Genomic DNA, 21,444 nt, shown 5'->3' with positions numbered 1-21,444 from the left:
TTAACTTCTGATCCCTGATTTATCAATCATATGATTGAATACACCTTGAATCAGCCGGTTCATTTCTTGCTGTTTATAGCCTGCTGTCAGTTTATTGAGTTCGCCTAAAATATATAAGCTTAACCTGGTATTTTGTAAATAGGTCCTTTGAAATTCGGGGTTAAGGGTACACACATAATTGAATTCCTGAGCAAGAAAATCAGAAGTTTCTTTAGTAAGCTGATTCGCTTGTTTGATATGGTTCAGTGCATATAAATTCTGAATGGTATAAATCCTGTTCAGGGTATCCCTGACAGAATAATTGGTTAGCGGCAAGTCCTTTAAACATTTCTGCATCACATGATTTGCCTGTACAGGCTTGCCTTCCATAATCAGATTGGCTGCCAGTGTATTATTGAATCCCCAGGTAGAAAATACAATTCTTTTAGATTCAGGATCAAGAAAGGACGCTTTATTAAATGCGGAGTAATCTATTTTGTTCATCACATTGGCATACATGACATCCGAATTGGTTTTCTCACTTTTATCCCGTACATCGTCTGCCGTGGTTTTAAATGGAAGCAGGCGATAAGCATAACCTTCCAGGTAAAGATATTTGTCAAGACCTGCATAAGTATCATCTGATACTGAGGTAGCAAAATATACCGGTCTTTCCCAGTTATTATGGATCAGGATATCAAATAAAGCCAGATCGCCTTTACTGACATATGATTTGTTAAAATTCCATTCCATCTCCCGGGCAACATTAGCCTTTTGAGCAGGGGTAATGGTATGTGTTTTGACCAGCTGTTCGGAATCGACGGTTAGTTTTAACTTTTTAGTGGGTAGAAAATTCATAAATGATCCATCGTTCATTTGTACTTTGTCTTCCTGAGCATCAGAAGTCATGACTGCAAACAGATCTTTCAGCTCTACGCTATCAGTTAATCCGTAATCTACATAAGGAAGATAGTCCCTGACACCAGATACATATTTCTCTTCACCCATAGTAACCGGTAGGGGGGCAGATTTATTGACCTGTTTTTTCAATTGATTGATAAAAGAGGCATCAGGTAAAAATTGTACACAAATTACCCTGACATCAGTTCTGAAACCTTCAACTTCCTGGGCATACCAAAGCGGAAAAGTATCGTTATCTGCATTCGTGAAAAGAATAGCGTTTGGGGCACAGGAGTTTAAATAGTTTTTTGCCCAGTCTGTAGCGGTGTATTTCTGGGAACGGTTATGGTCATCCCATCCCTGTATCCCCATTAATACAGGAACAGCCAGTAAAGATATACCTGTAGCCAGCATCAGACTGACTTTCTGTTTTGCAATTTTGGAGAGTAATTCTTTGAAGGCCAGTACACCGAAGCCAATAAATATGGCAAAAGCATAGAATGAACCTGCATAGGCATAATCTCTTTCTCTTGGTTGCAACGGGTCCTGGTTGAGATAAAGAATGATCGCAATTCCGGTAAAGAAAAATAAAGTCAATACGACTATTCCATCCATCTTATTTTTGCGGTATAACCAAATCAGGCCAGCTATTCCAAGAATCAGCGGAAACCCGTAATAAACATTGTGGGCTGCATTAGTGGTGATGGTTGCAGGTAATGCAGATTGGTTTCCTAAACGTATGGCATCCAATGGTTTTATACCAGAGATCCAGTTCCCATTGTCTATACCTCCATTGCCCTGAACATCGTTTTGTCTGCCCACAAAATTCCATAAGAAATAACGCCAGTACATGAACCCTAGCTGCCATGAAGTGAAAAAGCTCAGATTCTGGGTAAAAGTTGGTGTTTGTCCTTCATTCAGGTTTAGCCATTGCTGATAATATTTATCATGGCCCTGTTTCTGACTGAAAGTCCTTGGAAAGAAAAGGTTTTTATCATAAGTAGTTTTATAGGTTTTTCCGGACACTTCATATTTTGTAGCCCCTTTTCGGTAAGTATTTCCGGTTTCCTTGTTTTCTATGGCTTTAGCATCAAAAGTATTCCCGTAAATCAATGGAGCAGACCCGTAATTTGTTCTTCCCAGGTAGTCATAAAGAGAAAAGGGCATATCCGGGTTACTTAAATTAATATTGGTTTTTGCATCTGCCCTGATCAGGATCATTAAATAGGAACTGAAACCAAATAGTATAAATACAAGGCATAGCAGTCCCATATTCAGGTTATATCTGCGTTTGCGTATCGAATAATTTATGGTCCAGCAGATTGCGGTGAAAAAAAGTAAAATAAAAGTAATTGCCCCTGAGCCGAAGAAAAGGCCAAAAGTATTGACAAACAGTAAATCGGCCTGTGCTGCAAAAAGAACAAAATACTGGATGAGTACAAATTGTACAATTCCAACGATCACACAGCCAATCAGGAAGGCTTTGATGGTACCTGCAATTGTTGGTTTCGCTGCTTTTTTAAAGTAATAGACCAGGGTCACCGCAGGAATTGTGAGCAGGCTCAGTAAATGCACCCCAATAGAAAGGCCTACTATAAAAGAAATAAAAACCAGCCAGCGGTCATTGGTCTCACTTTCCCATCTGAGGATAGCCCAGAAGGTCACGGCGGTAAACAATGAAGAAAGGGCGTAAACCTCTGATTCCACAGCAGAAAACCAAAAAGTATCGGAAAAAGTATAGGCCAGGGCACCTATAGCTCCGGCAGCTATAATACTGAATGTCTTTGTCCCGACCCGTTCTTTCCTGTAGACTTTTGAGGCAAGGGCTGTAATTGTCCAGAAAAGAAACATGATGGTGGCAGCACTGGCAAGAACAGCACTGAAATTAATCCAGTAAGCAATTTTAGCAGTGTTGCCCAGCGCAAGCAGACTGAATAATTTACCAATCATCAAAAAGAGCGGTGCCCCTGGCTGATGGCCAACCTGTAATCTGTTGGCAGTAGCAATGAATTCTCCGCAGTCATAAAAGCTGGCAGTAGGCTCCATTGTTAACCAGTAAGTAAGCAGTGCAATGCCAAAAAGTATAAAGCCGGCAATCGTATTGATACGACGGTATTTCTTTTTTTCTTCGGGTGTGTTAATGAGCACACTGAATTCTGTATCAATCAGTTCACGCACCTGCGTCATATTGAATTTTGCGGAGGCTGGTTTTTGTTCCAGTGAAGTAATGAGATGATCATATAATTCATCAAGCGTATCTTCTGTCAGTGATAAACCCAGAAGATGCTGACGGATCTCTAAATGCTGCTGTGCGGTTAGCTTCATGAGAGTTTAGATTTCAGGTTAAGCAGTAATTGCAGATTTCCAATAAAGCTCTCCGCTTCCTGCAGCTTATTTTCTACTTCTTTTTTACCCGCTGTAGTAAGCGTATAGTATTTACGGACCCGGTTATCTACCAGCTCTGTACTGGTTGATAATAAACCATCTGCTTCCATTTTATGTAAGCAGGGATACATTGCACCTTCTGTAAGTTTAATTTCTCCACTGGTGATTTCTTTTACCTTCTGTGTGATTTCATAACCATACATTTTATCATTTCCCTGAAGCAGTTTCAAAATGATAGTTTGAAGGCTGCCTTTTAACATTCCGTTTGCTGTACTCATGATACAAATATATAATTTTCTTATATACATAGGAAAATTATGTATGTTGATTTTTAATCGTTTAACAGACACTTTTCGGGGTTTCCGAAAAAAATGATTTAAAGGCAGCCTTTTTAAGCAGCAGATTATTTTATTCTGGTATATATTTCAACGATTTCCTGATTGATATTCAGACTGTCAATTTTCTCTATACCTTTTTGTGTGATTGTATCATTTTTCAGGGTCAATGTGAATTTAAAATCTCTGTTCTCCCAGTCACGATAGTTACAATAGTCTAAGTGTTCCTGGTACTGATCACCTTTAAGTGTATAAGTCCCTGCACCTGTATCATAAACGGGGGTAGGAGTAGCACCTTTTACTAAATCATGTTTGAAAAAAGCGAAGTGTGAGCCATTGAATAATTTAATCATTTCCTGGCCTTTTACAGGATAGGTAACTTCTGTTTTTTCACCTGTGGTCACTTTACTGGAAACCAGTTTCCATGTACCATTAATAGATTGATTAGTTAATTCTGTCGGGGATAAAGGAATCGTTGATGACTTGTCTTTGCAGGCGACCAGACCTGTTAGTCCTGCCAGAAGTAATAATTGAAATTTCATGTTGTTTGGTTAAGGGGTTAATTTATTATTTAAGAGGTTTTTAATTGATTGGTTAAATCAGATACAATCTAGTAAATCTAATTGTAGATCCTGAATTTAAATTAAACTAAGCGTTATGCAGGGTAGTTTTACTGTGCTGATTCTGCTAATTATTGCGTAGTTGCACGCTTGATAATCTGAAGTCATATCGGGTAATTTTATCAAACCAGATATAAACAGAATGAAGAGAAAGCTGACCTTAGTTGAAGGGACTATGTATGGCGATGGAAAGACGGCTGTAAATGCTGTTGCCGCAGTTAAAATTAAAGGTAATATTCGGCTGGATGAACTGCATATTGCTTTGTGTAAAATACAAGCCAGACATCCTTTGCTGAAAGTTAATGTTTTAGAAGATGCTGCTGGCGTTCCTTATTTTATGACATCCGAAAATATAAGCGGGATACCAGTCAGGGTTGCTGAAAGGTATACGGATGAGGATTGGAAAAAAGAAACAACATTTGAATGTATTACTGCTTTTAATGCGAAAAATGGACCATTGATGCGGGTTGTTTATCTTAATTCTCCTGCTGCTTCAGATTTGATTATGGTTTGCCACCATTGTATATGTGATGGAAGAGGGATATTAAACCTTTTGGATGAAACATTTCGTTTATTAGCACAGCCCCAATTAGAGATTGGTACATATGAATCATTTAATTCATTGCACGAATTTATCCCTGATGCTGCCAAACGCAGTAAAAAAAATCTATTGATAGTCTTTGCGGTTAAGAAATTGACAAAACTGATGTTATTGATCATATCTTCAAAAAAAGAGATAGAAAGGACCAAACCATATTTACTCCAGTGGAAATTAGATCAGAAAATCTCTGCGCTGATTTTTGAGAAATGTAAAGAAGAGGCCGCTTCTATAAATGCTTTTTTAAGTATTGTGTTTTTAAAAGCATTTGATAGTATTACATCTTTCAAATCATATGGCAAGCTTTATTGTGCTGCAGATATACGGAAATTTGTTCCGGAAATTCAAAATGATATGTTATTTGCTTTTCCCGCAACAATTGGATTAAGCTTTAAAAAGAAGGGTAAGCTTGTTTTTTGGGATCAGGTACGTTTATTTAAAGATAAACTGACGCTGGAAATCAACAAAATAAATGTCAACAGAATCTTTATGCTTAGCGACTACCTTTCATCTTTAGGGCCTAAACTTGCAAAATATGCTAAATCGGATGCCGGGGCTCATGATTTTACTTTCTCGAATATGGGGCATGTAGGTATTAAAGAAAGATATGGTCCAATTGAAATTGAGAAATTGTATTCGCCTGTGACGATATTTCCTTTTGGAAATCCATCTGCATTATTTGCCTCAGCCTTTAAAGGACAGCTTGATTTTATAATTACGTCTGATGAATATTTTTTAAAGTATGAAGAAGCCACAGGACTTAAAGAGCAGGCAATGCGTATTTTAAAGGAGATGACTGGTGTGCCTGAAATCTACTGCTGAATTAGTGATAGATCCCAATTTTATGCGTCCTTAACTGATAAGCTGAAGTACCGGTTTTTCCTGCCTGCTGAAAGGAAATTACACCTGAGCTCTGTTTAGGCATATGACAATCAATACAATTTGTTTTGACTACAGCATTTTTCAAAGTGATGGCCGTATGTTTAATCGTTGCATGGCAGCTGATACAGCGTTTGGAATAGCTGGTCAGATTTCCTTTTAAATTTTCATGTGTCTGGTGACAGTTAGTGCAATCCATCGTTTTGCTTTGAATAAAACATTTGCTTTCGGCTAACATATCACTTTGGTTACCATGTACATCCGGTGCTTTTTTAGCCGTATTCCCTGATGCATTTGTATAATAACTACGCAGATCATCACCTGGTTTAAAAGCGAAAACAGATTTTAATATTTCCATATCGTTTCCTCCGTGACAAACCGCGCAGGCATCCATTTTCTGTTTCTTTGTGAGTGTTTGATAAAGTGCAATATACTTTGCCGCTTTTTCCTGAGGATGGTCCAAATGAAATTCTACATGTTTTCCTGCCGGGCCATGACAGCGTTCACAATCTATCCCATAAACGAGAGATCCGCTAACCAGTTCTTCTTTTACTTTTAACGGGTCATCCTGGATTATTTTGCGGTCAACAAAAGAACTGTGACACTCCAGACAGCGGGCATCGATGATCCGGCCAAAATATGCAGTATGCTGTGGGAAGCCAGGGCTGTTTGCCCATCCTTTGATTTGTTTAAAATAGGAGAGAGGGAGTTGCTTTAGCTGATTTCCTTCCCAGGTACCGTAGGTAATTGCTTTTTCTCCTGAACCAATTGAGATATCGATGCGGCGGGTTGTAGTTTGTTTACCATCCATATAGGCTACCTGATACATGGCGTCACCCTGCTTTTCTATTTTCACCTGTAAATGGTCATTAAAAGAATAAGTATCAGGTGTTGGTGTGCCCAATGTTTGAATACCGATAGAATGGGTAGTTTGCTGATGCGGGTTCTGAAGATAAGAATCCGAGATCTGCTGATGACATGTTCTGCAGGTTGCCGCTCCCGCGAATGTTTTCTCATTTGCGGGAGCGGCTTTCCTAAAGTCCATACATTGCGTCAGGAAAACTACAATCAGCCCTATGATACTCAATGTGAAGAATAACCGTTTTTTCATCTGTATTAAATGCATAAGGTGAATGTTTTTACATTCACCTTATGTCAAGCTTTAATATTTAAAATCTGCTTATTTTGTCCCGCCCCATTCTTTACTTTGAACAAGTTGAGTATTTTCAAGTTCTTTCAGAGGAATAGGCAAAATTTCATGTTTACCTGTTATAAAGCCTTTAAAGGCGAGCACTGTACCCGCTTTGCCCCATCTGATCAAATCAAACCATCTGTGGCCTTCAAAAGCAAGTTCAAGGCGTCTTTCTGTAATTATATTATCCAGTGTAGCGTCAACAGAATGATCTGCTCCATCTTTGTAAGCACGGTTTCTTACAGCTGCAATTAAAGCTCTTGCTCTGGAAAGATCTCCGCCACCACGTACCAGGGCTTCAGCTTCCAGCAGGTAAGTATCTGCTAATCTGATTTCATAGGTGTTTTGCGGGTAGTTTAATTCTGAAGGTCCTCCTCCTGTTGATTTGTCTGATGCTCTGCCTGCAAATTTTTCGACGAAAAAACCTGTGTTTTCATAACTGTTGTCGTATTTGGCAATTCCTGCTTTTTTCAAGCTGTCCAGGTTGGCCACAGAAGCTTTATTACGTGGGTCAAAATGGATAAAATCAAAAAAGTTTTTAGTAACTATCAATGCACCGTATCCGGATATATAGTCCGGTGCTCCTGGTAATAAACCAGTATAAGCTCTTGGGGCAAGCATAATATTCAATAAATTTCCTTCTGTACATTCAATACAAGACCAGCCTCCATTACCTTTAGAAGTATGGGCAATTTCCAATATTGACTCTGTATTAAACTTGTTCGCAGTTTTCCAAAGCGCAGCAAAGTCATCTAACAATTTATAACCGTAAACTGAATTCATTTGCCCCGGAACTCCATTCACTAAAGCAAGTTCAGTGGCGGCTTCTGTGAACTTTTTCTCATAAAGATATACTTTACCTAACAGGGCATGTGCAATACCTTTAGTCATTCTTCCTGCTTCAGTCGCTTTTGGAACAGTATTAGGCAATTTGTCTTCTGCGATAGCTTCTTTCAGGTCTTTTTCTATCTGTGCATAAACAACCTCTGGTGCAACCTGTAATATATTATAAGCATCTTTAGGGTCAACTGGCGTAAGCATGAGCGGGATGTTCTTGAAAAGACGTACAAGATCAAAATAATAATACGCTCTTAGTGCTTTAAGTTCAGCTTTATATCTTAGTCTGATATCGTCGGGCATAGTTGCTGCATCTATTTTTGACAGCAGGATATTTACTCTGTATACACCTAAAAATCCACCTTTCCATAATGCGTCCTGAGGGCCATTTGCAGGAATCAGTGAATAATTGGAGATCGCTTGTAACGGAACAAAATCACTGGAACCTCCGCCACCAGCAAGATTATCATCTGAACCTGCACTCATTGCGGATACTTTAGTTACATAATCGCCTCCCTGAAAACCAAGCGGGTCATAAGCAGCAACTAAACCATTGAATACCTCTGCCTGATTTCTATAATAATTTTCTTGTGTAAACTGGCCTCTCGGATCACTCTCTACAAATTTTTTGCAGGAGCTGAATAAAGAAAGTACAATTGAAAACCCTGCTGTATATTTTATATATCTTTTCATTTCTGTGTTTTATTAAAATCCAATATTTAAACCAAGCATAAATGATCTTGCCTGAGGATAGATACCTCTGTCAATGCTTAATACGCCGCCACCAATTTCCGGGTCATATCCTGAGTATCCAGTGAAGGTAACCAGGTTTTCGCTCATGACGTAAACACGGGCACGTTGCATTCCTATTTTACTGATGGTAGTTTTTGGCAGGTTATAACCTATCTGAACAACTTTTATTCTGAAATAATCTCCTTTTTCCAGGTAGAAATCAGAAGGATTAGTGAAGTTCTTATTCGGGTCTCCGTCTACAATTCTTGGATAAGTATTGCTTGTTCCTGGTCCTGTCCAGCGGTTTAAGACACTAGTCTGGTAATTTGCATTACTGATATCCAGGCGACGTAATCCCTGAAAAATTTTATTTCCTGCAACCCCTTGTCCGAATATGCTGATATCAAATGCTTTATAGGATGCATTCAGTGTGATTCCAAATGAATATTTAGGAGTAGGGTTACCAATAACCTGACGGTCATTTTCACTGATTACACCATCTCCGTCTGTATCAACCCAGCGGAAATCCCCTGGTTTTGCATTCGGCTGGATTTTTCCTTTTGGACCTACATAACTATCTACTTCTGCCTGAGTCTGGAAAATGCCTGCGGTTTTGAAACCATAGAATGAATTATATGCTTGTCCTACAATAGTACGGGTAATAGGATAGGTAGTTGCTTTGAAAGATTGGCCTCCTGATAAGAATTCGATACCATCCCCCAAATTAGTTACTACGTTTTTCAGGTAAGAGAAATTACCATTTGCACTGAAATTTACCTCTCCGATTTTTTTACGATAGCCTAATTCGATCTCTATTCCACTATTTTTCATGTCTGCAATATTTGCAGCAGGATTGTTTGCAGAACCCAGGTAAGATGGGATACGTGGTTTCTGAAGGATATCTTTAGTAAATTTATTATACCATTCTACTGTTAAAGTGAAGTTTTTGAAAAGGGTTAAGTCCATACCAATATTGGTTGCTCTTGTCTCTTCCCATTTCAAATTAGGACTCGCATATGCGGTCTGAGGGCTGTAGCCAATGTTATAAACCTGATCACTACCGAAAGTGTAATCACGTCCGTCACCTATAAGCTGAACATATTGGAAATCATCAATGTTATCATTACCTACCACACCATATCCACCTCTGAATTTCAAACTGTTAATGACGTCATTTTTAGGGAAGAAGTCTTCCTTTGAGACTACCCAGCCAGCTGAAACTGATGGGAAAACCCCAAATTTGTAGTTGGAACCAAAACGTGTTGAACCATCTCTGCGGACTACACCTTCAATGATGTACTTTTCATCATAATTATAATTTAAACGGGCAAATAGGGAAGCTACTCTATGTATGTTTCCTTCAGAACCATAGGATACTTTCTTTTCGTTAGGAACTTTAAAATTTAAGGATGCTTCTTTAAATGTAGTTACTGGAATTCCAAAATAAGTTATATCTGTACCGATATTGTTATTGTCAGAATATAAACCCTGACCTACCAAAACATTGAAATTATGTTTGTCAAAGGCCTTGGTATAGGAAGCTGTATTTTCTAAATTCCAGCTGATACCGCGGTTAAGTTTACGGTTAAAGGAAGTTTGAGTACTAATTGATGAAGAGTTAAGATAAAACTGTGGCGTGAAGGTATCATTGCCATAATAAGCTAATTTGGTACCCAGGGTAGATCTTAAGGTTAAGCCTGCGATTGGTTTTAATTCCGCATAAACGTTTCCTACGATATTGTCACTCCAGTTGTTATTACCTTGTCTGGTTTGCATGTAGGCAAGCGGATTAGTCATTTCCTGTACGACAGACTGAGAGATCCCATAAGGACGGCCCAGTGCATCTCTTACAATATCAGTTCTATTGTATGGCGATAGAGCTGCTGCTGCAGGATCAGTGATTACTGCTTGCGTAATAGGATCCAGGTTGATTGCCGAACTTAGTGGGCCTCCGAATTCGGAATTGGTATTTCCCAATCCTAATGATTTGTCATGTGAAAAACCAAGGTTCTGTCCCAGGGTTAACCATTTGGCTAATTTATGAGTAGAATTCAAACGGATACTTGTTCTTTTGTATTTAGAAATGTCCGTAGCTACGATTCCGTCCTGTTGCAGATATCCAACAGAGGTATAGAAGGTAGATACATCGTTACCTCCGCTCAGACTGAATTCCTGTGATTGTCTTTTTGCACTATTGTTAAATATCAGGTCCTGCCAGTCTGTACCTTTACCTAAAGATTGCGGATCTGCATAAGTAGCCGGTTTGCCTGCATTTGTTTTGAGCTCATTCTGAATGGTGGCATATTGACTTGCATCCAGTAGTTTTAGTTTTTTAGATGGTCCCGATAAGCCATAATATCCGTTATAATTTATCTTGATAGCACCCGATTTACCTTTTTTTGTAGTCACAAGGATTACACCGGCTGCAGCTCTTGCACCATAAATTGCCTGTGAAGCTGCATCTTTCAGTACTTCAATAGATTCTATATCAGACTGGTTAATGAAACCAATCCCTCCGTTATCTATCACAACACCGTCTACAACCCATAAAGGTTGATTGTTGTCACCATTACCATCTCTGTTGAAAGAACTGATCCCTCTCACTCTTACTGTTGCTGCAGCGCCAGGCTGGCCTGAACTGCTCGCAATGGTGATCCCAGATGTTCTTCCTTGTAAAGATTGTTCAATACGGGTAACAGGCTGGTTTTCCAGATCAGAAGCTTTTACACCAGAGATAGCTCCGGTTACTACACTTTTTTTCTGTACACCGTAACCTACCACTACAACTTCCGATAAAGCTCTTGTATCATCTGCTAAGGATACGTTGATGAGGCCGTTGTCTGTGATGGTCACTGTTTTATTAGACATTCCAACTAATTTGAAAACTAATTTTGCACCTATAGGAGCGGATATAGTAAATTTTCCATAAGAGTCTGTTGAGGTGGCCTTATTGGTGCCATCTATAGTAATTGTAACACCAGGAAGCGGCTGCCCGTCTGACTGGTCTGTTACTTTTCCTGCTACTTTAATTTCCTGCGCAAATAATACTGCGGGGAAAAATAGCAGACAGGTGATTAAGAAAATTAGAGTAAATCTTCCTTTCATACATTTTGGGATTTAAAATTAATATTTGATTAGTTAATGATTGCGCGTTTAGATGAGGCAGTTTTGTTTTTTAGTGATTTTGATTGTCATTATTTGGTTATTTGATTTCAAAAATGTTAATCATTTAAGGTTTATAAATAAAAAACAATCCGATACATCATCGCAATTTATAAAAGGATGGATTATCCTATGGATAGAATTTATCAGAATAGGGTTGTTATACGCTTTTTTCCTGATTTCAAACGTTTGAAATAAATCAGGCTTTTAAGTGCTTCTTAATGAAGCTTACCCTCTTTTAAATGGCTTTGGGAGTCCTGCGTTTCGCTGTATGATGAAAGCCTGTATGGGTAAAGATGATGGTCTGGATTGACCTCGTAAACGAAATTCGGGGACGTGACGGTTTACAATTTATTTTTTGTTAAGAAAATAAATTGTAAACCTTGATTTGAAAAATATTTGACTGATTGGTATTAATGCATCACCAACTCACAGTCTACCATGACTTCCTGGTATTCTGTAGCTTCTGTTTTCTGATCTATTAGTTTAAGAAGCAGTTTAATCGCATTTTCGCCCATGGATTCTGGATTTTCTTCAATTGATGCAAGAGGTGGATTGTCCAGGTATCTGATAAATGGCATGTTACCGAAACCAATAAATTCGGTTTGGTCCATTTTCTCATATTTATTGGAACGAAGATATTTCATGGCATCAAAAAGGATTTGTTCTTTAAAAGCAACCAATGCAGTAGGTGGGTTTTCACTATTGTAGAACAGCTCTTTGATTGCAGCATTGGTATTTGTCTTATCAAAATCTGTATAGGCAACAAGACTGGCATCAAAAGGAGTATGGTTATCATTTAGTGCATTGATGTAACCTTTAAATCTATCATGCGTAAAACTGATCATTTTTGGCCCGCCCAGATAAGCTACCCTTTTATGTCCACGCTTAATTAAAAAATCTGTTGCTTTGTAGCAGCCCTGATAAGTATTGCTTAATACCTTATGGCAGCTTAAATTAAAACTTGGGTTTCTGCCATAGTATATAATAGGTAATCCCAAATTTTCAAACATATCTAAATGATCAAAATTCTGGGTGTTTTTGGAAATTGCAATAATTAATCCATCAATACGGCTTTTCAATAACATATTAGCCAGATCAACTTCTTTCTTTAAGTCGTCATAAGATTGACCGATAATTACATTATAACCATATTGGCGTGCATACTGCTCGATCCCGAAAATACTTCTTGTAAAGTAATGATCCATTAAATCGGGTAAAATGATACCAATAGTATAGGATTTCTGGATCTGCAGATTAAGTGCCGATTTGTTTGGCGTAAAATGCAGCTCTGCTGCCATTTGCTTTACTCTCTCTTTAGTATAAGCGTTAATTGTAGGATAGTCGTTAAGAGCTTTTGATACTGTAGAGATCGATATTTTAAGCTTTTGAGCTAAAAGTTTTAGTGTGACTGGTGTTTTTGTACTCATTAGGATAGTTAACGATCCTCTAAATATAAAGATAATAAACAATATCAAACGTTTGATATAGCTGATAGAGGTGTCTTCTGATAAAAATCTAACAATTAAAATCTATTCCCGGATCTTAATTATTAAATAAATCTGATATTGAATAATATATTAAATGCGATTAAAAGGGGTATAAAACCTGATTTATTTCAAACGTTTGAAACGTAGAACTAAACGTTTGACAGGCTATTGTCAGAGATTTTATAGGAAATATACATTTAGCCTTTTATAAATTGCGATAGCCTAACAAAGGATTTTAAGAATAATTTTATTGAAAGTATTAAATAATGAGTGGAGTAGAAAAACCAGTAATATATAAAATGACCCAGACCATGCGCTGGTTTGGCCCGAATGACCCGGTGAGTTTGCCGGATATTTTACAGGCCGGCTGCAGTGGTATTGTTAGTGCTTTACATCATATCCCAAATGGGGTAGTCTGGGAAATTCAGGAGATCAAAAAACATCAGCAACTGATAGAGAATGCAGGTTTGCGCTGGGATGTTGTAGAAAGCCTGCCAGTGCATGAAGCGATCAAAACACAGTCTGAAAATTTTGAACTTTATATCAGTAATTATAAAAAGTCATTAGAAAACCTGGCTGTTTGTGGCATAACTACGGTGACTTATAATTTTATGCCTGTTTTAGACTGGACACGTACCAACCTGGCTTTTGAACTGCCAGGTGGGGCTAAGGCATTAAAGTTCGAAAAAGCTGCTGTATGTGCTTTTGATGTTTTTATCTTAAAAAGACCCGGGGCTTCAAATAGTTATACGGAAGAAGAAATAGCAAAAGGAAAAGCATGGTTTGAAAATGCTGATGATGCGCAGAGAAAGCTGTTGCAGCGTAATATTATAGCCGGGTTACCGGGTAGTGAAGAAAGCTTTACGCTGGAACAATTCCAATTGGCTTTGGATCAATATGAGGGAATTGATGAAGAAAAACTGATTGCTCATCTGATCTGTTTCCTTTCAGAAATTATGCCTGTAGCTGATGCCTGCGGAATTAAAATGGTTGTGCATCCTGATGATCCGCCTTATGCAATTTTTGGTTTGCCCCGTGTAGTCAGTACTGCTGTACATTTAAGGAAAATATTTTCGGCTGTGCCATCTTTGAACAATGGCTTATGTTTTTGTACAGGTTCATTCGGTGTGCGTGAAGATAATGATCTTCCGGGAATGATAAGAGAGTTTGCAGCACGTATTAATTTTATTCATTTGCGCAGTACTAAAAGAAATCCGGACGGTGATTTTTTTGAAGATAATCATTTGGAAGGCGACGTTGATATGTATCAGGTGGTTAAAGAAATCTTTAATCAGCAGCAGCAAAGACGATTGAGTATACCTGTACGCCCGGATCATGGTCATCAGATGCTGGACGATCTGCGTAAGAAAACTAACCCGGGATATTCTGCTATTGGCCGGTTAAAGGGTTTGGCAGAGCTCAGAGGGCTTGAATTTGGTATTCTTAATGAATACTTAATCAGTAATAAATAACTTTAAAAGATATTTTGTTTTAACCAAATATTAAACAGAAAACTAATTGATATGACAGCAGGTACTATCATTACTGATGATTTTTTACTGACTAATAAAAAGGCTGTTTTGCTTTATCATGAATATGCAAAACATTTGCCTGTAATTGATTTCCATAATCATTTATCACCTTCGCAAATTGCAGAAGACAAAAAATTTGCTAATCTGACAGATATCTGGTTAAAAGGTGATCATTATAAATGGAGGGCAATGCGGGCATTGGGTGTAGATGAAAATCTGATTACTGGCAGTGCTGCTGATTATGAAAAGTTTAAAGCCTGGGCAAATATTGTGCCTTCGACATTGAGAAATCCATTATTTCACTGGACACATATGGAGCTTAAAAATCCATTTGGTATCCAGGAATACTTAAATACAGATTCTGCAGGCAGGATCTATGAGCAGGCAAATGAGCTTTTGAGCCAGGACGGGTTTTCTTCCCGTGGATTACTGAAAAAATTTAAAGTAGAGATGCTCAGTACAACTGATGATCCATGTGATCATTTAATTTATCATCAGCAATTAAACAAAGATGGTTTTGAAATTAAGGTAAAACCATCTTTCAGACCTGATCAGGTTTTTGCTATTGGGAAACCTGGTTCATTTAAAGCATATCTTCAGTTACTGACTGAGAAATCCGGAGTAGAGATTACAGATATTTCTTCTCTTCTGGCAGCCTTAAAAAATAGGGTTGATTTTTTCGACCTGCATCAGTGTTCTATATCTGATCATGGTTTAAGCACCTTACCAAACCATTTTATTTTGAGCCCAAAGGAGGAAGAAGAATTCAAAATCTTCTTGAAATCGGATCAGGCGGTATTTTCCAATCCGGATGCTTTTATTGGTTTTGTCTTAACTGAACTTTGCAAAATGTACCATGAAAAGGGATGGGTACAGCAATTTCATATTGGCGCACTCAGAAATAACAATAAGGGGATGCTTCATAAATTAGGTCCTGATACTGGTTTTGATTCTATTGGTGACTATAAACATGCAGAAAGTTTAACGGCATTTTTAAATCATTTGAGTTTAACCGATCAGTTGGCTCAGACAGTGGTTTATAATCTGAATCCTGCCGATAATGAGATGATCGCAACGATGATGGGGAATTTTGCAGATGGCAGGGTAAAAGGTAAAATGCAGTTTGGATCTGGCTGGTGGTTTCTGGATCAGAAGGATGGTATCGAGAAGCAGTTAAATGCGCTGTCCAATATGGGGGTAATCAGTACATTTATTGGAATGCTGACCGATTCACGAAGCTTTTTATCTTACTCCCGCCACGAGTATTTCAGAAGGATATTATGTAATCTTTTTGGCTCGGAGATGGAAATGGGCTTATTACCTGATGATGAAAAGTGGGTAGGTAAAATGATCCAGGACATCTGTTATTATAATGCTAAAAACTATTTTGGATTAAATAATTAAGACTAATCAAATTATATGTCAGTAGAAAATTCGTTCTCCTTAAAAGATAAGGTGATTGTAGTAACCGGGGGTACCGGAATTTTAGGTGGTGCATTTGTAAATGCAATAGTCGAAGCAGGGGCTTCGGTAGGTATTTTGGGCAGAAATGCCCAGGTTGCCCACGAACGTGCTGATGCAATTAATCAATCGGGAGGGAAAGCTTTGGCCCTTGTAGCCGATGTGATGGATGAAAGCCAGCTGCTGGAATGTAAAGCGCAAGTATTGGCTCATTTTGGTAAAATAGATGGTTTGGTAAATGCTGCGGGCGGTAATCAGCCTGAAGGAGTACTAAAGCCGGAAGAAGATATTTTTGAGATGAACCTGCAGGGCATGAAAAAAGTGATGGACCTGAACTTATGGGGGACAATTATTCCTTCGCAAATATTTGGTGCTGCTATCGCTGAAACAGGTAAAGGCAGTATCGTGAATATTTCTTCTATGAATTCCAAAAGGGCTATTACAAGGGTTCTTGGATATAATATGGGTAAAGCAGCAGTGGATTACTATAACCAGTGGTTTGCTGTTGAAATGGCTAATCGTTTTGGTGACCGGATCAGAATGAATGCGATTGCACCAGGTTTTTTCCTTACAGAACAAAATCGTGATTTGTTAACTAAACCTGATGGTGGTTATACAGATAGGGGCGGTTTGGTCATTACACAAACTCCTTTTAAACGTTTTGGTCATCCTGATGAGCTAAAGGGTGCCCTGGTATGGCTTTTAAGTGATGCTTCTCAATTTGTTACCGGAGCAATGATCTGTGTAGATGGAGGATTCTCTGTTTTTGGAGGTGTCTGATCAATATAATTAACCTAAACCTAAACCAATAACCAAATATAATGAACCAAACAAAAGTGGGTAATTACCGCTGGACAATCTGTGCCTTGCTGTTTTTTGCTACAACAGTAAATTATCTTGACAGACAGGTTCTGAGTCTCCTGCATACCAGGCTGGAGGCAGAATTTAACTGGACAAATAGTGATTATGCAAATATTACTTCGGCTTTCCAACTGGTATATGCGATTTCAATGCTCTTTGCGGGTAGAATAGTTGACCGCCTTGGAACTAAATGGGGTTATGCAGTAGCCTTAATTATCTGGTGTTTAGGAGCTATCCTGCATGCAAAAGCTATTTTTTTAGGGGAAGGATTGTCTGCTGCACTGGCGGTATTGGGCATTACAGGTATTTCTGTTTCCGTACTCGGATTTATGTGTGCAAGGGCTGTATTGGCTTTTGGTGAATCGGGAAATTTTCCTGCCGCAATTAAAGCGACAGCAGAGTATTTCCCTAAAAAGGAACGTTCACTGGCTACAGGTATTTTCAATTCGGGTGCTAATGTAGGGGCCATTCTGGCTCCTTTAACTGTTCCCTGGATTGCTGAAAAATGGGGCTGGGAATCTGCATTTATGATTATCGGTGCCATTGGTTTTATATGGCTGTTTTTCTGGTTCATTTTTTATGAGAAACCTGAGCAACAGAAACGTTTAGCTAAACCGGAACTGGAATATATTCAGTTTGAACCGGATGAGCAATCTGCTCTGCCTGTTGCTGAGCATGTTGCTGATCATCAGAAAGTTTCCTGGTTTAAACTTTTAGGATATAAGCAAACCTGGGCATTTACTTTTGGAAAGTTTATGACAGATGGGGTATGGTGGTTTTTCCTGTTCTGGCTTCCTTCTTATCTGAAAGTTCAATATGGAATGGACAATACGGATATTATGGTCCCTCTAGCCGTGCTGTATAGTATGACTATGATCGGAAGTGTTGGCGGCGGCTGGTTTCCTATGTATTTTATAAAAAAGGGGTATACGCCTTATGACGGGAGGATGAAAGCGATGTTTATTATTGCCCTTTTTCCACTGGTCGTCTTGCTGGCACAGCCTTTAGGACACCTGAGTGTCTGGGCACCTGTGATTTTGATCGGAATTGGTGCTTCTGCTCACCAGGCCTGGTCTGCTAATATTTTCACAACAGTTTCTGACATGTTTCCTAAGAAATGTATAGGTTCTGTTATTGGTATAGGCAGTATGGCCGGTGGTTTAGGCGGGGTATTTATGTCTAAACTGGGAGGCGGACTTTTTGATTATTATAAATCTTTAGGACATATACAAACAGGTTATACCATTATGTTTACGATCTGTGCGGTGACTTATGTGGTAGCCTGGACGGTAATGAAATTCTTAGTACCCAGGTATAAAGTGATTACAGATTTGTAATTTAAACTAAATAATTCCCCGATTTTTATTAAATTAGGGAAAAGACAGTTGCTGTAATTGTTTCATAGTCAGCTGAGTTGCAGATAGAGTTTGTTTCATATTTATTAAAGAAAAAATGAAAGAAGTAATCAAATCAGATCAGGAAAATCCATTAAGTTCGCTTGAGGCATGGGAGGACGATTTATTAGAACGTTATCCAGACCCAAATGCTATTTCTCAGGCAAAAGATGCAGCCGAATTCAGAGATTATGAAAATGCTGAAAAGGCATCTGTAAAAGAGTTTTACCGGTTGCAGCATATCAACCAGACTTTTGACTTTGTACAGCAGAAAAAAACTGAATATCTAAAGTTTGACAAAATGGAAATGTCTGTATGGGAAGCTTTTGATTTCCTTAACAAGCTGGTTGACGATTCAGACCCGGATACTGATCTTGACCAGTTTCAGCATTTACTGCAAACCAGTGAAGCAATTCGCAGTCAGGGCCATCCCGACTGGATGGTTTTGGCTGGTCTTTTCCATGATATGGGAAAGGTCCTTTGTTTATTTGGTGAACCGCAGTGGGCAGTAGTGGGAGATAGTTATCCGGTAGGCTGTGCTTTTTCTGAAAAAATAGTCTTTTCTGAATTTTTTGCAGAAAACCCTGATCTTAATAACCCGTTATATAATACAAAATATGGTATCTATGAACCGAATTGTGGTCTGGATAAGGTCATCATGACCTGGGGACATGATGAGTATGTTTATCATTTATTAAAGGATTATTTGCCGGAACCAGCTTTATATATGCTTCGTTATCATTCATTTTATCCGCAGCACCGGGAGCATGCCTATGAACATTTAATGAGTGAACATGATCAGGAAATGTTTAAATGGGTAAACTTATTTAATCCATTTGATCTGTATTCTAAAAGCCCGGTTCCGCCAGACTGGAAAGAGCTAAAACCTTATTATGAACAGCTGGTGGCTAAATATCTGCCAGCAAAATTGCGGTTTTAAATCAGCTGATACAGCTCCTTTCTTTTAGATTCATTACATTTACTTCAACGATTTTTATAAATGTAATGAATCCGATTGCCCTCAACTCTTAATTATTAGCTATGAACTCGAAACTCTCACTGGGGGGTATTAGCGTCTTTGTAATTTATTTTGTCATTGTCGCTTTATATGGATACTACGTTTACAGAAAAAAAAGTAAGGTTAATGATTCAAAGAATTTCTTTCTGGCCGAGGGTTCTCTGACCTGGTGGGCTATAGGGGCATCAATTATAGCTTCTAATATTTCTGCAGAACAATTTATTGGAATGAGTGGTGAAGGTTTCTTCGCCGGGATTGCTGTTTCAGTATATGAATGGCTTGGCGCGGCTGTTCTAATCATTGTGGCTGTGTTCTTTATGCCTGTATATATCAGGAACAAAATATATACGATGCCTCAGTTCCTGAAAAACAGGTATAATGGAAGTGTGGCTTTGATTATGAGTGTTTTCTGGATCTTTCTCTATGTTTTTATTAATTTAACCTCAATTCTATATTTAGGTGCATTAGCGATTAATGGACTTATAGGAGGGGATTATTTTCATATCGTTATGATCTGCCTGGCTGTATTTGCTATTATAATCACACTTGGCGGAATGCGCGTAATTGGTTATACGGATGTAATTCAGGTAGGGGTTTTAATTATTGGGGGATTGGCAACCACTTATATGACCTTAACTATTGTGGGTGAAAAATTTGGCGTTGGAAGTGATGCTATAGCTGGTTTTAAAGTGTTGCTGAAAGAAGCTCCTGAACATTTTCATTTGATGCTGGCCAAACCCAAAGCAGGCGCTTCGCAGGTGGATATTAATAAATATTTGATTCTTCCGGCAGTAGGTATGTATGCGGCCGGGCAGTGGATTAGTAACCTGAATTACTGGGGCTGTAATCAGTATATCACTCAGCGTGCATTGGGTGCTGATTTACAAACAGCCCGTACGGGGATTTTATTTGCCAGTTTACTTAAAATATTAATGCCTGTTATTGTCATGCTGCCGGGAATTATTGCTTATGTACTGTATAAAGGAGGACATTTGCAGTTAACAGGTGGAAAGGATAGTGCTTATTCGGCTATTCTGGGACTTTTACCTCCTGAATTAAAAGGTTTGGCTGCGGCTGCTCTGACTGCCGCTATTGTCGCTTCTTTAGCTGGAAAATGTAATAGTATATCTACGATTTTTACGCTTGATATTTATAAGAAACATATCAATGAAGTATCAAGCGAGCAGCGTATGGTATGGATAGGACGGATAGCGATTGTGATATCAATGATCGTGGCGGTTTTATTTACCTGGAATGATTTACTGGGAATTGGCAGGGCAGGAGGTTATACTTTTGTTCAGAAATATACGAGCTATATCAGTCCCGGTGTTTTTGCGACTTTCATTTTGGGCATGTTCTGGAAAAGGACTAACAGTCTGGCTGCCTTTACCGGAATTATTTTTGGCTTTATCATCTCCGTTTTCTTTAATGAGTTTGCCGTGCGGGTATTTGGTCCTGAAACGCTTTTATACACTGCTTTTCCAAATATGGATGGCCGGTATGAAATCCCATTTTTTATCTGTCTGAGCTGGTCATTTATTATTACTGTATTGGTGATGGTGGGCACAAGTTTATTAGGTCCGCGTCTCAATCCAAAAGCTTTTGAACTGGATGCAGCTATGTTTAAGCTCAAACCATCTTCGATTATATTGATTGTTTCAATTATGCTGCTGCTTATTGCTATTTATGCACGTTTCTGGTAATTAATTAATTAATCGTATTTCATAGCTGGATAATTTAACAGTCTGCGCCATAAAGCAATTTGTCCGATACAACTCGCTTCCCGGTAGGTGGTGAAAGTAATGAGTTCATAAATGGAGAAGGTTTGTCCTGGCATCATTTCAAATAGACTGTCAAGTTTTTCATCGGTGATATTTAATAATATCTCTTTTAATAGCGGACTGATTTTAATCTTTGCTTTAGTGTTTAGTCTGTTCTGAGCATCCTGATCAGAAATTCCATCAATTACTCTGGAAAAAAAACTCGTATACATATCATATAACACGATAATTGAATACATTCTGTCACTAACTGGTTTCATAGCCTTTGTTTTAATTTGTCTTTTTACT

15 protein-coding genes are annotated in these 21,444 nt (G+C 38.4%); 7 read left to right on the top strand and 8 right to left on the bottom strand.

The genetic code is table 11. The features are described 5' to 3' along the window. The 3 genes from HDE68_RS18090 to HDE68_RS18080 all read right to left on the bottom strand — a co-directional run bounded on the left by HDE68_RS18090 (nucleotide 1) and on the right by HDE68_RS18080 (nucleotide 4,141). Nucleotides 1-3,204 (bottom strand): DUF2723 domain-containing protein, encoded by a 3,204-nt coding sequence (locus tag HDE68_RS18090; RefSeq protein ID WP_183883636.1) that lies wholly within the window; start codon nucleotides 3,202-3,204, stop codon nucleotides 1-3. After that, nucleotides 3,201-3,542 (bottom strand): PadR family transcriptional regulator, encoded by a 342-nt coding sequence (locus HDE68_RS18085; RefSeq protein WP_183883635.1) that lies wholly within the window; start codon nucleotides 3,540-3,542, stop codon nucleotides 3,201-3,203. Before HDE68_RS18085 ends, HDE68_RS18090 begins: the two co-directional genes overlap by 4 nt. Nucleotides 3,543-3,667: 125 nt before the next feature. Further along, nucleotides 3,668-4,141 (bottom strand): lipocalin-like domain-containing protein, encoded by a 474-nt coding sequence (locus HDE68_RS18080; protein WP_183883634.1) that lies wholly within the window; start codon nucleotides 4,139-4,141, stop codon nucleotides 3,668-3,670. 220 nt (nucleotides 4,142-4,361) lie between these two features. On the opposite strand from HDE68_RS18080, the gene HDE68_RS18075 reads away from it, so the two are divergent. Beyond that, nucleotides 4,362-5,639 (top strand): condensation domain-containing protein, encoded by a 1,278-nt coding sequence (locus tag HDE68_RS18075; RefSeq protein WP_183883633.1) that lies wholly within the window; start codon nucleotides 4,362-4,364, stop codon nucleotides 5,637-5,639. Nucleotide 5,640: 1 nt separating this feature from the next. On the opposite strand, the gene HDE68_RS18070 is transcribed toward HDE68_RS18075, so the two are convergent. From HDE68_RS18070 to HDE68_RS18055, 4 genes are all read right to left on the bottom strand, one after another. Further along, a complete protein-coding gene (locus tag HDE68_RS18070) occupies nucleotides 5,641-6,822 on the bottom strand; it encodes a hypothetical protein (protein ID WP_183883632.1) in 1,182 nt (393 codons plus the stop codon). A gap of 54 nt (nucleotides 6,823-6,876) precedes the next feature. Then, the gene (locus HDE68_RS18065; RefSeq protein WP_183883631.1) at nucleotides 6,877-8,418 is read right to left on the bottom strand and encodes a RagB/SusD family nutrient uptake outer membrane protein; all 1,542 of its coding nucleotides are present in this window, start codon (nucleotides 8,416-8,418) and stop codon (nucleotides 6,877-6,879) included. 12 nt (nucleotides 8,419-8,430) lie between these two features. Continuing rightward, nucleotides 8,431-11,562, bottom strand: coding sequence for a SusC/RagA family TonB-linked outer membrane protein (locus HDE68_RS18060; RefSeq protein ID WP_183883630.1), 3,132 nt, complete (start codon nucleotides 11,560-11,562; stop codon nucleotides 8,431-8,433). A 470-nt stretch (nucleotides 11,563-12,032) separates the two neighbouring features. Next, nucleotides 12,033-13,049 carry a LacI family DNA-binding transcriptional regulator gene (locus HDE68_RS18055; RefSeq protein WP_183883629.1) on the bottom strand — a complete coding sequence of 339 codons (1,017 nt, stop codon included), beginning with the start codon at nucleotides 13,047-13,049 and terminating at the stop codon, nucleotides 12,033-12,035. A gap of 326 nt (nucleotides 13,050-13,375) precedes the next feature. Between HDE68_RS18055 and uxuA the strand changes: the two genes are divergently transcribed. The 6 genes from uxuA to HDE68_RS18025 all read left to right on the top strand — a co-directional run bounded on the left by uxuA (nucleotide 13,376) and on the right by HDE68_RS18025 (nucleotide 21,078). Continuing rightward, on the top strand, nucleotides 13,376-14,581 hold the full coding sequence (gene uxuA / locus HDE68_RS18050; protein ID WP_260171802.1) for a mannonate dehydratase: 1,206 nt from the start codon (nucleotides 13,376-13,378) through the stop codon (nucleotides 14,579-14,581). 51 nt (nucleotides 14,582-14,632) lie between these two features. Continuing rightward, the gene (gene uxaC, locus HDE68_RS18045; protein WP_183883628.1) at nucleotides 14,633-16,045 is read left to right on the top strand and encodes a glucuronate isomerase; all 1,413 of its coding nucleotides are present in this window, start codon (nucleotides 14,633-14,635) and stop codon (nucleotides 16,043-16,045) included. A gap of 15 nt (nucleotides 16,046-16,060) precedes the next feature. Beyond that, a complete protein-coding gene (locus HDE68_RS18040; RefSeq protein WP_183883627.1) occupies nucleotides 16,061-16,882 on the top strand; it encodes an SDR family oxidoreductase in 822 nt (273 codons plus the stop codon). Nucleotides 16,883-16,923: 41 nt separating this feature from the next. Beyond that, nucleotides 16,924-18,300: an MFS transporter gene (locus HDE68_RS18035; protein ID WP_183883626.1), complete on the top strand. Its 1,377-nt coding sequence runs from the start codon at nucleotides 16,924-16,926 to the stop codon at nucleotides 18,298-18,300. Between the two features lie 115 nt (nucleotides 18,301-18,415). Next, nucleotides 18,416-19,297: an inositol oxygenase family protein gene (locus HDE68_RS18030; RefSeq protein ID WP_183883625.1), complete on the top strand. Its 882-nt coding sequence runs from the start codon at nucleotides 18,416-18,418 to the stop codon at nucleotides 19,295-19,297. A 101-nt stretch (nucleotides 19,298-19,398) separates the two neighbouring features. Continuing rightward, a complete protein-coding gene (locus HDE68_RS18025) occupies nucleotides 19,399-21,078 on the top strand; it encodes a sodium:solute symporter family transporter (protein WP_183883624.1) in 1,680 nt (559 codons plus the stop codon). Between the two features lie 8 nt (nucleotides 21,079-21,086). On the opposite strand, the gene HDE68_RS18020 is transcribed toward HDE68_RS18025, so the two are convergent. Then, nucleotides 21,087-21,416 (bottom strand): hypothetical protein, encoded by a 330-nt coding sequence (locus HDE68_RS18020; protein ID WP_183883623.1) that lies wholly within the window; start codon nucleotides 21,414-21,416, stop codon nucleotides 21,087-21,089. Between the last annotated feature and the right edge of the window lie 28 nt (nucleotides 21,417-21,444).

Source organism: Pedobacter cryoconitis, assembly GCF_014200605.1.
Lineage (GTDB): Bacteria > Bacteroidota > Bacteroidia > Sphingobacteriales > Sphingobacteriaceae > Pedobacter > Pedobacter cryoconitis_B.
This window is presented reverse-complemented; position numbering and strand designations above follow the sequence as displayed.

Coding starts and splice junctions, on each gene's coding strand:
- HDE68_RS18090 (WP_183883636.1), bottom strand. CDS start 3,204: ATGAAGCTAACCGCACAGCAGCATTTAGAGATCCGTCAGCATCTTCTG.
- HDE68_RS18085 (WP_183883635.1), bottom strand. CDS start 3,542: ATGAGTACAGCAAACGGAATGTTAAAAGGCAGCCTTCAAACTATCATT.
- HDE68_RS18080 (WP_183883634.1), bottom strand. CDS start 4,141: ATGAAATTTCAATTATTACTTCTGGCAGGACTAACAGGTCTGGTCGCC.
- HDE68_RS18075 (WP_183883633.1), top strand. CDS start 4,362: ATGAAGAGAAAGCTGACCTTAGTTGAAGGGACTATGTATGGCGATGGA.
- HDE68_RS18070 (WP_183883632.1), bottom strand. CDS start 6,822: ATGCATTTAATACAGATGAAAAAACGGTTATTCTTCACATTGAGTATC.
- HDE68_RS18065 (WP_183883631.1), bottom strand. CDS start 8,418: ATGAAAAGATATATAAAATATACAGCAGGGTTTTCAATTGTACTTTCT.
- HDE68_RS18060 (WP_183883630.1), bottom strand. CDS start 11,562: ATGAAAGGAAGATTTACTCTAATTTTCTTAATCACCTGTCTGCTATTT.
- HDE68_RS18055 (WP_183883629.1), bottom strand. CDS start 13,049: ATGAGTACAAAAACACCAGTCACACTAAAACTTTTAGCTCAAAAGCTT.
- uxuA (WP_260171802.1), top strand. CDS start 13,376: ATGAGTGGAGTAGAAAAACCAGTAATATATAAAATGACCCAGACCATG.
- uxaC (WP_183883628.1), top strand. CDS start 14,633: ATGACAGCAGGTACTATCATTACTGATGATTTTTTACTGACTAATAAA.
- HDE68_RS18040 (WP_183883627.1), top strand. CDS start 16,061: ATGTCAGTAGAAAATTCGTTCTCCTTAAAAGATAAGGTGATTGTAGTA.
- HDE68_RS18035 (WP_183883626.1), top strand. CDS start 16,924: ATGAACCAAACAAAAGTGGGTAATTACCGCTGGACAATCTGTGCCTTG.
- HDE68_RS18030 (WP_183883625.1), top strand. CDS start 18,416: ATGAAAGAAGTAATCAAATCAGATCAGGAAAATCCATTAAGTTCGCTT.
- HDE68_RS18025 (WP_183883624.1), top strand. CDS start 19,399: ATGAACTCGAAACTCTCACTGGGGGGTATTAGCGTCTTTGTAATTTAT.
- HDE68_RS18020 (WP_183883623.1), bottom strand. CDS start 21,416: ATGAAACCAGTTAGTGACAGAATGTATTCAATTATCGTGTTATATGAT.